This window comes from Lentzea sp. NPDC005914 (assembly GCF_040629405.1).
Lineage (GTDB): Bacteria > Actinomycetota > Actinomycetes > Mycobacteriales > Pseudonocardiaceae > Lentzea.
Genome location: NZ_JBEXVQ010000021.1, coordinates 38,752 through 51,386, shown reverse-complemented (window position 1 = coordinate 51,386; position 12,635 = coordinate 38,752). Strand labels below are relative to the sequence as shown.

Genomic DNA, 12,635 nt, shown 5'->3' with positions numbered 1-12,635 from the left:
AGTGCTGATGCACCCCTTGACCGTGGACGGCCACTCCCGCCTCACTTTCTGGTCGCACGTGCGCGAGTTCGCCGTGCCGGCGTCGATGATCGAGTCCGCGACTGCCCGCCGTGAGACGGGCGACTGGTCGGGAGCCTGCGCTGCCGCGCGGGTCGACGTGGATCTCAACCTGCGTGCGGTGGGTCGCGCCCATGGCGAGCAGTTCGCGGCAACGGTCCGCGCCGATCTGCGTCATCTGGCTCCTGACCTGCTTCGCTGGCACTTTCCGAGAATCAGTCCCGACGGCCTGCTGCGGCCGGGTCTCACCGTGTCCCTGGCTCGCTACCCGCAGCACGCGGGGATCCATCTCGTGGCACGGACGCCACCGGCGTGGGCGAGTGCGGGTCAGCGGATCAGCCTCTCGCTGTGGGAGCCGGGCTGGCCGGCGGACGGGGCGCGCGGGCATCCCCATCCCCGGCCCGACCGGCGTTTCCGCCTCGATCTGCACCGTCACCTGTGGGATGCGCGCAGGGCCTCTGAGCTGGGCGAACGGTCTGAGGCCGATCCCGCGACCCGGTGGAAGGGAGAGGCCGCGCTGCTGCTGCGCGCGGAGGGACGTGCCGACGGGCCCGTCACCGTGCGGCTCAGTTCGCGGCAGCGGCTCGTGCTGAATCCGGACGCGCCGGGCGCGGCACTCGTGCTGCCGGACGCGGCGACGTGGGCACCGCCGGATCTGGAGCTGCTGCGCGCCGGGTGGATCAGCGCTGATCGGCTGCATCCGCTCGTCGCGTCGGCGCTCGTGCCGGAAGAGCGGACCGCAGTCTCACGAAATCCGGACGCCCCAAGGGATTCGCGCTTCGTCGAGTGCCGTGGCGCACCACACCGGATCGGCGTGGTGAACGGCGTGCTCGTCGCCCTGGACCACGATCCCGACGAGATCCGCCGCGAGGAGCTGCTGGTCGCGTTGGGCGGCAACCCTTTGCCGTGCCTCCAATCGATCGACGTGGCGAACCGGCGCCCGGAAAGCCTTGCTGAGGTGCGCGCCCGTCTCGACCACGGTGACACCGCCGGTGCCCTCGCAGTCGTCGAAGATCTGCTCGGACCGGACGCGCACCTGCGCGACGGAGAGTTGCGCGACGAGCTGGAGATGGCCGTGCGTCGCCGAGTGGTGCACGGGCTGTACCGGGCCGGACTCGTCTGCCCCGACCCCGTTGCGTCCACAAAGGATGCTCGTCGCCGCGGTCGTGCTCGTCCGCGTTGCGCAACCTTTTACTGACCGCGCCTTTCGCGCCACGACTTCAAACCCAAGGTGATCATGACGACGTCTGCTGCCCGGCCGCTCGACACCGCTGCCGATCTGCTCGCCCTTCTGCACGACACGACCACCGAGCCGCGTGCCGACACCCAGCTGGAAGCGTTGACGCTGGCCGTGTCCGCCGACCTGCCGGTGCTGCTGTGGGGCGAACCGGGAATCGGCAAGACCGCGGCCCTCACCCAGCTCGCCGACGCGCTCGAACTGCCGCTGACCACGGTGATCGCCAGCGTGCACGAGCCGTCCGACTTCGCCGGCCTGCCCGTGGTCGGCGACGATCCCGCGACGCAGGGCGTGCCGATGGCTCCGCCCGACTGGGCCGTGCGCCTGGTCCGGGCAGGCGAGGGACTGCTGTTCCTGGACGAGCTGTCCACCGCGCCCCCGGCCGTCCAGGCAGCGCTGCTTCGCGTTGTGCTGGAACGACGAGTCGGCGCCCTGACGCTTCCACCGGGCGTCCGGATCGTGGCCGCCGCCAACCCGCGCTCCTCGGCCGCCGACGGCTGGGAGCTGAGCCCACCGCTGGCCAACCGGTTCGTCCACCTGCAGTGGACGCACGACCACGACGTCGTGGTGCGCGGCCTGGGCGGAACGTGGCCGAAGGCGGCCTTGCCCCGGCTGGACCCGGCGCGGCTGTGCGACTCCGTGGCGTTCGCTCGCCGGGTTGTGTGCGAACTTCTTGCCGCACGGCCGAATCTTGTGCACCAACTGCCGAAGAACGAAGCCCGCCGCGGCGGCGCGTGGCCGTCGCCACGCACGTGGGAGATGGCATTGCGCCTGATCGCCTTCGCGACGGCGGCGGGCACCTCCCGGGAGGTGCTGTCCATGCTCGTGCGAGGCGTGGTGGGAGACGGCCCGGGCCTGGAGTTGCTGGCGAGCCTGGACCGGATGGACCTGCCGGACCCCGAGGTGCTGCTCGCGGATCCGGCGGCGGCCGTCCTTCCCGAGCGCGGCGACCTGCGTCAGGTGGTGCTCGACGGCGTGGTGGCGGCGGTGCGGAAGCGCCCGGAGCGGGCCCGGTGGGACGCGGCGTGGGAACTTCTGGTGCTGGCACTGGACACCGGAGCCCCGGACCTGGTCGTCGTCCCGGCGGCCTCGCTCGCCGCCCTGCGCCGCGACGACTGGGAGGTGCCCGCGGCCATCGACCGGCTGGCCGGGGCGGTGTCGGTGTCGCGACGGGCGGACCAGGTCGGTGCCCGCCCGTGATCATGGACTCGGAGAAGCTCTTCGCCGCCCGGTTGCACGCGGTCCGGTGCCGCCCCTATCTGGCGACGGCGTTGTTCGCCCTGCACGTGGTGGAGTCGCGGCGGGTGCCGACGATGGCCGTGGACCGGCACTGGCGCTGCTACGTCTCGCCGGCGTTCGTCGACCGCACCCCGCTGGAGGATCTGGCCGGGGTGTGGGTGCACGAGGTGTCCCACCTGCTGCGCGACCACCACGGCCGCGGCGACCGGTTCGCGGTGAAGCACGAGCTGACCGGGCCGGGCGAGCGGCTGCGCATGAACATCGCCGCGGACTGCGAGATCAACGACGACGTGTTCGGCGACGGACTCGTGTGTCCGGAGGATGCCGTCCTCCCGGCTCTGCTCAGGTTGCCGGAAGGCCAACTGATGGAGGACTACCTGCGTCAGTTCCGGCTCGGCCCGCACACCAACGGGTTCGCCTGGCTGGACTGCGGCAGCGGCGCCGACGGGCTCGAGCGGGAATGGGATCTGGGACCCGACGGCGCGCACGGGCTCAGCGCCGAGGAGCGGGACGCGGTCCGGTTCCGGGTGGCGCAGGGCATCACCGCCAGTCCGGGCAGCGCTCCGCGAGGCTGGCAACGGTGGGCGGAGGAGGCGTTCCAGCCGCCGCAACCGTGGCGGGAACTGCTGGGAGCGGCGGTCCGGTCGGCCGTGTCGAGCCCCGGCGTGGGCGAGGACTACACCTACGCCCGGCCGTCACGCAGATCGGCCGGCCTGTCCGGGGTGGTCCTGCCGAGCCTGCGGCGCCGGCCACCTCGTGTCGTCGTCATCGTCGACACCTCCGGCTCGGTGAGCGACACCGAACTGGGGAGCGCGATCGTCGAGATCGCCGCGATCGCCCGCGCCGTGGGCGGACGGCGTGATCTCGTCTCGGTGCTGTCGTGCGACGCCGCCGCCCACATCACCCATCCGCTGTGCAACGCGGAGGGGATCCCGCTGGTGGGCGGAGGCGGCACAGACCTGCGGGCGGGCTTCGCCAAGGCCCTGCGCTCCAGTCCCCGCCCCGACGTCGTCGTCGCCCTCACCGACGGCCAGACCCCCTGGCCCGCCACGAGACCGCCCTGCCGGACGGTGGTGGGCCTGTTCCCGCGGACGGGCCGATCAGGCGAGGACGACCCCGACTACGTTCCGGACGCACCACCCGACTGGGCGCGGGTGGTCGCCATCGGCTGAAGCGATCAGTAGCCGCGGTCGGGCATGATCACCCAGAGCACGAGGTAGACGACGAACTGCGGTCCCGGCAGAAGGCAGGACAGCAAGAACAGAAGGCGCACGGTGCCCGCCTTCATGCCCCAGCGCTGGGCGAGCCCCGCGCACACACCCGCGATCATCCGGTTGGTCCTGGGCCTGCTCAAAGCAACTGTCGTGGTCATATACCGAGAATGCCCAATTTCGTCCATCTGTTGCATCGGGGATGAACCCTGATTTCACCCGGACGTGTTACAGCACGTAACCCCGAGGCTGTGACCTGCGACTCCACGGTTGTCCCGAACCTTGGGGAGGCGAGATGGGCGTTCATTTCCTCGTCGACACCGTGTTCATCGCGGTCTACGCGCCGCTGCTGTGGCACGCCTGGCAGTGGCTGCGCACGAAGGAACGAGAAGCCGCGCCGTCGCCGTTGCGAAGCCTCACGCTGACCGGCAGCCCGTACCCGCGGGCGGTGCCGATCACGGTCCTGGCTGTCGCGCACCTCGCGCACAACCCCGTGAGCTTCGTGGCGCTGGGGTTCCTCGCGCTCGTGGCCGTGGAGTCCGCCTGGCGCAACCGGGACAGGTGGGTCCGGCAGCACCTGTGGGCGTTGGGGCGCCTCAGGGTTCCCGCGGTCGTCGTGCTGCTCACCGCGGCGATCCTGCTGTTCGGCGACACGTCGTCGTTGCGGCAGCCGGGCGTCGGGCTGGCGATGTGGATCGCCGCGCTCGCGATGGGGGCGAGCATCTGGTTCGTGGCGCGAAGGCTCGTCCTGACGTCGTGGCCGCAGAAGACGTGGCGCAGCGCGAGGCCGGAACTGGGGTCCCTGATCAGGCTCGGGTTGTGCGTGCTCGTCGGCGTCGTCGGGTGGATCTACGGTCCGAGACAGCTCACCGGGTACGCGGTCGTGCTCGGGTTCGTCGTGCTGCTCGGCCTGGTGTGGGCGGTCTGGGAACTGGAGGACACCGACGCCGCGAAGACCAAGCTCGGTGAGGCCGACAGGATCAGGGCCCGCGCGGCGATGAGGCCGAACCCGCACCAGAGGCCCGCGGTCATGCGGGTGTCGCGGGTGCTCGCGATGACGCCGCTGATGGCACTTGCTGTCGCGTACCTGCCGATGGCCTACGAGCCGGACGGTGTGCTGACGGCGATGCGGGTGCTGGTGCTCACCACCGTCGCCATCCTCTTCGGCGACTGGCTGATGGCCCGCAGCTCCAAGGGCGCCGAACATGCGCCCCACCACTGGTGGTTCACGGCCGCGATCGTCACCGTGTCGGCGACCAGTCTCGTCGCCGTCACGGTGATCGGGCGGACGTTGCCGCTCGCGGTGGTGTTCCTGATGTTCGCCGGGCTGCTGCTGAGCGAGGCGCAGCGGTTCGCCGAGACCGTTCCGGTGCCGAAAGGGTTGCTGTTCCTCGGGTTCACGCGCACGCCGGTGGCGTTGCTGATCGTGCTGTGCGTGCTGACGAGCGGCCTGGGCTACCCGACGGACGCGGTGGAGAGCTGGTCGACGAACCTCAGGCAGGTGGTGCGCATCGCGTCGACCGTCATGGCCTTCGAGCCCGCCAGCACCTGAAGCGCCAGCCCGTCGAGCATGCTGACCATCATGTTCGCCAGCTCGACCGGGTCGCCGCCCGAGTGGATGTCGCCGGAGGCCTGGCCGTCGCGGAAGATGCTCGCGACGATGTCGCGCCACTCGCCGTAGAAGCGTTCGTTGAGCTCCTGCAGCTCGGGGTTGCGGATGGCCTCGACCCAGAGCTCGGCCCAGACCTTCCACGCCTCGACCGTCTCGGCGCCCTCGGGCAGGTACGACTCGACGACCATGCGCAGCCGGGACAGCGGCGGTTCGTCGGACTCGAGGATCCAGCGGCGGCGCGACACCGACAGTTCGAAGCAGTGCTCGAACGCGGCGTCGGTCAGCTCCCGCTTGGTCTCGAAGTAGTAGTGGACCGTGCCACCGGAGACTCCGGCGTCCTTGGCCACGTCGGACACCCGGAGGTGGCGGAAACCCTCGGCCGCGATCACCTTGCAGGTGGACGCGAGGATCTGGGCCTTGCGTTCGGCTTCCACGCTTGGACGGGGCATCCGTCACCTCCTGATTTACTCCGAACCTTACCGAAACAGGGAGCGAAGCTTGCGCTTGTCGACCTTTCCCACCTTGGTCAGCGGGAGCTCGGGCACGATCGTGACGCCTCTGGGCTGGTAGAGCTCGCCCAGTTCGGCGACGACCGAATCGCGAATCCTGTCGAATTCGACAGCGTCATCCGGTCCGTCGGTGACGAGGAACAGGTGCACCACCTCGCCGAGCGCGTCGTCCGGCTTCGCGACCGCCGCCGCCTGCCGGATACCCGGAAGCGTGATGAGGAAGTCGTCGAGCAGGCGTGAGTAGACGTTGTCCGACGTGCGGCCCGTGACGATGACGTCCTTGCTGCGGTCGTTGAGGTAGAGGTAGCCGTCGTCGTCGAAGTAGCCCACGTCGCCGGTGTTGAACCAGCCGTCGGACGTCTCGCTCAGCGGCGGGTCGCCCCAGTAGCGCTCCATGACGAACGGGCCGCGCACCCACACGTCACCGCCCTCGCGGGTCTCGACCTCCATCAGCGGGTTCCGCTTGCCGACCGTGCGCAGGGTGTCCGGACGGCCGAGATCGACCTCGGCGGCGGGCATCATCGTGATGGCGTGGGCCTCGGTCATGCCGTACCCCTGGTTGACGACCGGGCCCCACTTCTCGATCGCCTGCCGCAGGCGCTTCGGGGCGAGCGGCGACCCGCCGACCATCACGTGGAACTGCGGGCCGGGACAGTCCGGGTGGTCGAGGACCTCGTACATCATCGGCGGCACGAAGATCGTCATGGTGATCTGCTCGTCGCGGGCCAGGCGCACGAACGTGTCCGCGTCGAACTTCGACGGGCCCAGCACGAGCTTCGACCCGGTGAGCAGCGCGGTCAGCGTCGCGCCGGCACCACTGCCGTGGGTGATGAGGGTGTTGGAGAGCAGGTTCATGGGAGGCAGGCTCGCGCGCGTCTCCCACAGGCCGGTCTTGCGGGAACGGTGCACCGCGAGCTTCGGCAGCCCGGTCGTGCCGCCGGTGTAGGAGACGGTCGCGAACTCCGGTGCCGGGGTGCGTTCGACGGGGTCGCCGGGGAGGTCCTGCAGGTGCCAGCCGTCGATCTGGGTGCCGAACGACGGGTCGACCACGACCGCGGCGACCTCGGCGCGCTCGACGAGGGCTTTGAGTTCGGCGGCGCCGGGCTCGGGCGGCACGTACACCAGCTGGCCGCCGAGCAGGTGGACGGCGACGTTCAGCAGGACGGCCTCGGGGGTGTTGCCGACGTACACCGCCACGCCGTCGCCGGGCTTGATGCCGCGGCGGACCAGACCGTCCGCCAGTCGAAACAGCAGGTCGCGGGCTTGGGAACGGGTGAGGCGGGTGTCGCCGCCGATCACCGCCTCGCGATCGCCATCCGTGGAAAGCTTCTCGAGGACAAGATCCACGTAGGTCATAAGTCCTGTGTACTCCTGGGCCTCGTAGGCTGATCGGGTGGTCGCACCCCCCATCGCGCCGGAATCGCCGGAATTGCCCGCTCGCAGACGGCGGTTGAGCCGCCCGCTGCTGATGCGCGTGGCACTCGCCGTCGCCGGCGGCGTGCTCGTCTACCTGAGCTTCCCGCCGCGTCCGCTGTGGTTCCTGGCGCCGGTCGGGTTCGCGTTGCTGGCCTCGGTGATCCACCAGAGGCGCGCGCGGGCCGGGTTCGGGTACGGCCTGCTGTTCGGGCTCGGGTTCATGGTGCCGTTGCTGCGGTGGACCGGGGAGTTCGTCGGGCTGATTGCGTGGCTGCCGCTCGCGCTGGCGTGTGCGCTGATGATCTCGATCGGCACGAGTGCGATGGCCTTCGTCTCGCGGGTGCCGGGGTGGCCGTTGTGGGCCGCGTGCCTGTGGGTGGCGGACGAGGCGTTGCGGGGCGTGTTCCCGTTCGGCGGCTTCACCTGGGGCAAGATCGCGTTCGGGCAGCCGGAGGGGTGGTTCCTGCCGCTGGCGTCGCTGGGCGGGGCGCCGCTGGTGTCGTTCGTGGTGGTGCTGACCGGGTTCGGGCTGTTCTGGGTCTTCCGCAACTGGAAGCTCGGGGCGCCGTTGTTCGTGGTGCCGCTGCTCATCGGGTTCGTCGTGCCGGTCGGGGTGGACGCCTCCGCCGGGACCGTGACGGTCGCCGCGATCCAGGGCAACGTGCCGCGCGCCGGGCTCGACTTCAACTCCCAGCGCCGCGCGGTGCTCGACAACCACGCTCGCAAGACGGTGGAGCTCGCGGCAGACGTGGCCGCGGGCAAGGTCAAGCAACCGGACATCGTGATCTGGCCGGAGAACTCGTCCGACATCGACCCGTTCCGCAACGTCGACGCCGCCGCGGTGATCGACGCGGCCGCGAAGGCGATCAAGGCGCCGATCGCGGTGGGCGCCGTGGTGGTCGACCGGGGCGACGGGCTGCCGCGCAACCAGGTGGTGCTGTGGGACCCGGAGAAGGGGCCGACCGACACCTACACCAAGCGCAAGCTGCAGCCGTTCGGCGAGACGATGCCGATGCGGTCGTTCTTCCGGCTGTTCGCGTCCGAGGTGGACCGCGCGGGTGTGTTCCAGCCTGGTTCGGACCCGGACGGTTTCGTCATGGGGCCCGCGAAGGTCGCACTTGACACATGTTACGAAGTGGCGTTCGACTCAGTGGTCCGCGACTCGGTGACGGCCGGCGCGACGATCATCGCGATCCCGACGAACAACGCCACGTTCGGCTACACGGAGATGACCTACCAGCAGCTTTCCATGTCACGGGTGCGCGCGGTGGAGCACGGCCGGGCGGTCGTCGTGGCGGCCACCTCGGGGGTCAGCGCGATCGTCCAGCCTGACGGTTCCGTCACTCAAAAGACTGGCCTGTTCGTGCCCGGCGCCCTGGTCGCGACACTGCCGCTGCGGTCACAGACTACGCTGGCGACTTGGCTAGGAGCCTGGCCCGAGTGGGTGCTGACCGCTGCGGGCCTTGTCGCATTGGCGCTGGGCTTCACCCGACGACGGAAGGACTCGAATGGCGCAGCAGCCTGACCAGGAACTCGGGCAGGTGCTGGTGGTGATCCCGACCTACAACGAGCGGGACAACATCGGAAAGATCGTCAAGAGACTGCACACGGCACTGCCCGACGTGCACGTGCTGGTGGTCGACGACGGCAGCCCCGATGGCACCGGCCAGCTGGCCGACGAGATGGCCGCCGCCGACGACCGCGTCCACGTGATGCACCGCACCGAGAAGGCCGGCCTGGGCGCCGCGTACGTCGCGGGCTTCCAGTGGGCGCTCGACCGGGAGTACGGCGTCATCTGCGAGATGGACGCCGACGGCTCGCACGCGCCGGAGCAGCTGCACCGGTTGCTGGACGCGCTGCCGTCCGCGGACCTCGTGCTGGGCTCCCGCTGGGTGCCGGGCGGCGAGGTCGTGAACTGGCCGGCGAAGCGCAAGTTCCTGTCGCTGGGCGGCTCGCTCTACTCGCGGCTGGCGCTGGGCGCGTCGATCCGGGACATGACGGGCGGCTACCGGGCGTTCCGCGCGGACACCCTGCGCAAGCTGAACCTCGTCTCGGTCGCGTCGGCCGGCTACTGCTTCCAGATCGACCTGCTGTGGCGGACCCTGGAGCTCGGCTTCCGCGTGCGCGAGGTGCCGATCACGTTCCTGGAGCGCGAGTTCGGCGAGTCGAAGATGAGCGGCAACATCGTCCGAGAGGCGCTGATCCGCGTGACGAAGTGGGGGCTGCGGCGTCGCGGCAACCAGGTGAAGGCCCTGTTCTCCGGCAAGAAGTAGCTCACGAGCCACTTCGGACCGTCTGATCAGGACGGTCCGAAGTGGCCAGCACCTGCCCCGCGCGTTCGATCATGTCGGTGGCGAACCGCTCGCTGAACCCGGACACGAACCCGAGCAGCGCGAACACGCCGAACGACGGGTTCACGGCGCCGCCCAGCAGGCCGCCGGTCAGGATGAACTGCACGACCGCTCCGAAGATCGCGCCGACGACCGGGCGGAACGATCCCAGGATCACGAGCTGCCGCTTCGGCGCGTTGTAGTCGAGGACGAGGTTGTCCTTGGCCATGCGTTGCACGACGCTGACGATCGCTCCCAGCGCGCCGAACAGCGTCGAGGCCAGCACGGCACCCGGATCGACGCGGGCCGCCCAGAACCGGGCGCTCAGCCACCCGATCACGGCGCAGACGATGATCATCGCGGCGCCGCCGGCGAGTGCGCCGAAGAAGTACGTGAGCCGGGCCTGCCGCTGCACGGCCGCGCTCACCCGTTCCGTGGCCTGGGTGACGTCGGTCTTCGCGGTCTGCAGGGCGTTGAGCTTGTCGTCGGCGGTGGAGTTCGGCGCGGCGATGACGTCGGCGGCGGCGAGCACGCGGGAGGCGGCGGAGTAGACCGCCTCACTCAGCACGCGCGTCGAGTCGCTGTCGCGGTCCGGCCGGGTGAACACGGTCCGGATGTCGCCGATGAGCCGATGGCACTGGGCTTCGAGCGCGACGAGCTCGGCCGACCCGGTGTTGAGCACGGTGTGCAGCTCGAAGGACTTGTTGTGCAGTCGTAGCAACGCCGCTCCGCCGCGGATGTGGGTGCACACGAACTTGTTCAGGATCTGGCCGGTGCGTTCCTCGAAGGCGTCGAGCAGCAACGGTGCGAGCACCCTCGCCTCGGCTTTGAGGTCTTCTTCTTCGTGCTTGCGCAGCTCGTGGATGCCGACGTAGTTGCCGAAGGTGATGAGCCTGTCCGGCTTGGCCAGCGCCGACCACAGGCCCAGCCGGGTCTTCTGCGTCCAGCCGTAGAACGCGGGCGAACCCGGTTCCGGCGAGGGCTGCTCGGGCACGTCAGTCGATTTCCGGGTCGGATTCCGAGTAGCCGGTGAAGTCGGGCTCGGAGGGCTCCTCGTCGTGGTACCCGCGTTCCTCGTCGGGTGCCGGATCCGGTTCCAGCACCGGAACCGGATCGTCCTCGTCGGGAAGAGGTCTGCCGTCGCGCTCGGTCATGTTTTGACCTCGTTCACACCGATTGGCACGTTACGTTGAATGCGACAGTCTTTGTCGGCTCTATGGGGGAGCGACGTGGAACAGCGTTTGATGTCCGGACTCGGCGTGAGCGCGTTGTGCCTGGGCACGATGTACTTCGGCACGACGGTGGACGAGGAGCGGGCGTTCGCCGTGCTCGACCGGTTCGTCGAGGCGGGTGGCACGTTCATCGACACCGCCAACACCTACTCGTTCTGGGTGGACGGCGGTACCGGCGTGGAGAGCGAGGAGCTGCTCGGCCGGTGGCTCAAGTCGCGCGGCATCCGGGACGAGCTCGTGCTGGCCACCAAGGTCGGCGCGCTGCCGGACCCGCCTGGCGCCGCGTGGCCCGAGCACGCGGAAGGGCTCTCGCGGGAGGTGGTCCGCAGGCAGGCCGCGGCCAGCATGCAGCGGCTCGGCACTGATCATCTCGACGTGTACTACGCGCACATCGAGGACCGCCGCACGCCGTTGGACGACACGGTGGCGACCTTCGGCGAGTTGGTGACCGACGGGCTGGTCCGGGTCACCGGTCTCAGCAACCACGCGGCGTGGCGCGTTGCCGCGGCACGGGAGATCGCCAAGGCCCAAGGGGTTCCGGGGTTCTCGGCGGTTCAGCAGCGGCACACTTATCTGAGGCCGCGGCCGGGCGCGGAGTTCGGCGCGAACCCGCACATCAGCGACGAGATGCTGGACTACGCGCGCACGGAACCTGATCTGACCGTGCTCGGCTATTCGGTGCTGTTGTCCGGCGCTTATACCCGTGCTGACCGGCCGTTGCCCGAGCAGTACGACCACGAGGACAGCAGGCGGCGGCTGAAGGTGCTGGCCGAGGTGGCCGGTGAACTGGGAGCGACACCGAACCAGGTGGTGCTCGCCTGGCTGCTGGGCGGCGACCCGCCCGTGCTGCCGATCCTCGGCGTGAGCTCGGTGGAGCAGCTCGACGAGTGCCTCGGCGCGCTTGACGTCGTGCTGGACGACGAGCTGCGGCAGAGGCTCGACACCGCGCTCTGACCCTCCGCGCATTACGATTCAAAATCGTTGCGGCGGAGGTGAGCGGGTGGAGTGGAGTGCCGGTGCGGTCGCGCGGATGCTCGGCATCTCGCCCACCACCCTGCGCACGTGGGACCGTCGCTACGGCCTCGGTCCCACGACGCGGCACGAGGGCAAGCACCGTCGCTACAACGATGACGACGTCGCACGGCTGAAGCGCATGGTCGAGTTGACCGCGTCGGGGGTCGCGCCCGCGTCGGCCGCCGCCTCCTTGGCGACCGGTGACCCCGACTTCTCCGCGGCAGCCGACCAGCTCGACGCGGCCCGGATGCGCCGGGTCGCCGTGGGCCTGATCGCTCGCCATGGTGTCGTGCACACGTGGGACGCGGTGCTGATGCCGTTCCTGATCGAGCTGGGCGAACGGGTGTCGTCGAACGTCGTCGGCATCGAGGTCGAGCACGTCGCGAGCCTCAGCATCTCCGACGCCATGCGGGTGTCCGGGTCGGCGGCGGAGGTGCCGTCGGTGTTGCTGGCGTGTGCGCCGGACGAGCAGCACAGCCTGCCGTTGGACGTCCTCGCGGCCGCGCTCGCCGAGCAGGGGCGTGCGTCCAGCAACCTCGGTGCGCGGGTGCCCGGGGCCGCGCTGGTCAGCGCGGTGGAGCGGCTGCAGCCGACAGTGGTGTTCGTCTGGGCGCACGATCGGGCGTACGCGGACCGGGTGCCGTTGCCGGAGCTGGCCGGGACTCGGGTGCTGGTCGCGGGGCCGGGATGGGACGGCGTGCCGCTCACCGCGAGCGTTCAGCGGGTGGACACGCTCAGCGCCGCCGTTGAAACGATTTTGAATCGAATCTAGACTACT

The 12,635-nt window shown here is 70.0% G+C and carries 13 protein-coding genes; 8 read left to right on the top strand and 5 right to left on the bottom strand.

The features are described from left to right. The first annotated feature begins 7 nt into the window (after positions 1–7). From ABZ345_RS27705 to ABZ345_RS27695, 3 genes are read left to right on the top strand one after another with little or no spacing between them, the layout of a single operon-like run. Complete coding sequence (locus tag ABZ345_RS27705; RefSeq protein ID WP_359854658.1) at positions 8–1,255, top strand: hypothetical protein; 1,248 nt, start codon at positions 8–10, stop codon at positions 1,253–1,255. Between the two features lie 39 nt (positions 1,256–1,294). After that, entirely contained in the window at positions 1,295–2,494 is a 1,200-nt protein-coding gene (locus ABZ345_RS27700) for a MoxR family ATPase (protein ID WP_359854655.1), read from the top strand. Between the two features lie 2 nt (positions 2,495–2,496). Next, positions 2,497–3,705, top strand: coding sequence for a VWA-like domain-containing protein (locus ABZ345_RS27695; RefSeq protein ID WP_359854901.1), 1,209 nt, complete (start codon positions 2,497–2,499; stop codon positions 3,703–3,705). Between the two features lie 5 nt (positions 3,706–3,710). Here ABZ345_RS27695 and ABZ345_RS27690 read toward each other — a convergent pair whose 3' ends face one another. Next, complete coding sequence (locus ABZ345_RS27690) at positions 3,711–3,905, bottom strand: PspC domain-containing protein (protein WP_045313734.1); 195 nt, start codon at positions 3,903–3,905, stop codon at positions 3,711–3,713. Between the two features lie 134 nt (positions 3,906–4,039). On the opposite strand from ABZ345_RS27690, the gene ABZ345_RS27685 reads away from it, so the two are divergent. Continuing rightward, complete coding sequence (locus ABZ345_RS27685; protein WP_359854652.1) at positions 4,040–5,296, top strand: hypothetical protein; 1,257 nt, start codon at positions 4,040–4,042, stop codon at positions 5,294–5,296. Here the strand turns inward: ABZ345_RS27685 and ABZ345_RS27680 are convergent. Next, positions 5,200–5,805, bottom strand: a complete 606-nt coding sequence (locus ABZ345_RS27680) for a TetR/AcrR family transcriptional regulator (RefSeq protein WP_359854649.1) — start codon at positions 5,803–5,805, stop codon at positions 5,200–5,202. The two genes, ABZ345_RS27685 and ABZ345_RS27680, sit on opposite strands and share 97 nt — an antisense overlap. A gap of 27 nt (positions 5,806–5,832) precedes the next feature. Beyond that, positions 5,833–7,221, bottom strand: a complete 1,389-nt coding sequence (locus ABZ345_RS27675) for a class I adenylate-forming enzyme family protein (protein WP_359854646.1) — start codon at positions 7,219–7,221, stop codon at positions 5,833–5,835. A gap of 37 nt (positions 7,222–7,258) precedes the next feature. Between ABZ345_RS27675 and lnt the strand changes: the two genes are divergently transcribed. Further along, positions 7,259–8,806, top strand: a complete 1,548-nt coding sequence (gene lnt / locus ABZ345_RS27670) for an apolipoprotein N-acyltransferase (protein WP_359854644.1) — start codon at positions 7,259–7,261, stop codon at positions 8,804–8,806. Then, on the top strand, positions 8,790–9,554 hold the full coding sequence (locus tag ABZ345_RS27665) for a polyprenol monophosphomannose synthase (RefSeq protein WP_045313704.1): 765 nt from the start codon (positions 8,790–8,792) through the stop codon (positions 9,552–9,554). The genes lnt and ABZ345_RS27665 overlap by 17 nt, the downstream gene beginning before the upstream one ends. 1 nt (position 9,555) lies before the next feature. Here the strand turns inward: ABZ345_RS27665 and ABZ345_RS27660 are convergent, their stop codons facing one another. Beyond that, positions 9,556–10,605: a hypothetical protein gene (locus ABZ345_RS27660; RefSeq protein ID WP_359854641.1), complete on the bottom strand. Its 1,050-nt coding sequence runs from the start codon at positions 10,603–10,605 to the stop codon at positions 9,556–9,558. 1 nt (position 10,606) lies between these two features. Beyond that, positions 10,607–10,765 carry a hypothetical protein gene (locus tag ABZ345_RS27655; RefSeq protein WP_359854638.1) on the bottom strand — a complete coding sequence of 53 codons (159 nt, stop codon included), beginning with the start codon at positions 10,763–10,765 and terminating at the stop codon, positions 10,607–10,609. 75 nt (positions 10,766–10,840) lie between these two features. Here ABZ345_RS27655 and ABZ345_RS27650 point away from each other — a divergent pair, with 75 nt between their 5' ends. Together ABZ345_RS27650 and ABZ345_RS27645 are read left to right on the top strand one after the other, a co-directional pair. Then, the gene (locus tag ABZ345_RS27650) at positions 10,841–11,797 is read left to right on the top strand and encodes an aldo/keto reductase (RefSeq protein ID WP_359854636.1); all 957 of its coding nucleotides are present in this window, start codon (positions 10,841–10,843) and stop codon (positions 11,795–11,797) included. 46 nt (positions 11,798–11,843) lie between these two features. Further along, complete coding sequence (locus ABZ345_RS27645) at positions 11,844–12,629, top strand: MerR family transcriptional regulator (RefSeq protein ID WP_359854633.1); 786 nt, start codon at positions 11,844–11,846, stop codon at positions 12,627–12,629. Positions 12,630–12,635 lie beyond the last annotated feature (6 nt).

Excerpts from the sequence above, each read along its gene's own strand:
- ABZ345_RS27705 (WP_359854658.1), top strand. The coding sequence starts at position 8 with ATGCACCCCTTGACCGTGGACGGCCACTCCCGCCTCACTTTCTGGTCG.
- ABZ345_RS27700 (WP_359854655.1), top strand. The coding sequence starts at position 1,295 with ATGACGACGTCTGCTGCCCGGCCGCTCGACACCGCTGCCGATCTGCTC.
- ABZ345_RS27695 (WP_359854901.1), top strand. The coding sequence starts at position 2,497 with ATGGACTCGGAGAAGCTCTTCGCCGCCCGGTTGCACGCGGTCCGGTGC.
- ABZ345_RS27690 (WP_045313734.1), bottom strand. The coding sequence starts at position 3,905 with ATGACCACGACAGTTGCTTTGAGCAGGCCCAGGACCAACCGGATGATC.
- ABZ345_RS27685 (WP_359854652.1), top strand. The coding sequence starts at position 4,040 with ATGGGCGTTCATTTCCTCGTCGACACCGTGTTCATCGCGGTCTACGCG.
- ABZ345_RS27680 (WP_359854649.1), bottom strand. The coding sequence starts at position 5,805 with ATGCCCCGTCCAAGCGTGGAAGCCGAACGCAAGGCCCAGATCCTCGCG.
- ABZ345_RS27675 (WP_359854646.1), bottom strand. The coding sequence starts at position 7,221 with ATGACCTACGTGGATCTTGTCCTCGAGAAGCTTTCCACGGATGGCGAT.
- ABZ345_RS27665 (WP_045313704.1), top strand. The coding sequence starts at position 8,790 with ATGGCGCAGCAGCCTGACCAGGAACTCGGGCAGGTGCTGGTGGTGATC.
- ABZ345_RS27655 (WP_359854638.1), bottom strand. The coding sequence starts at position 10,765 with ATGACCGAGCGCGACGGCAGACCTCTTCCCGACGAGGACGATCCGGTT.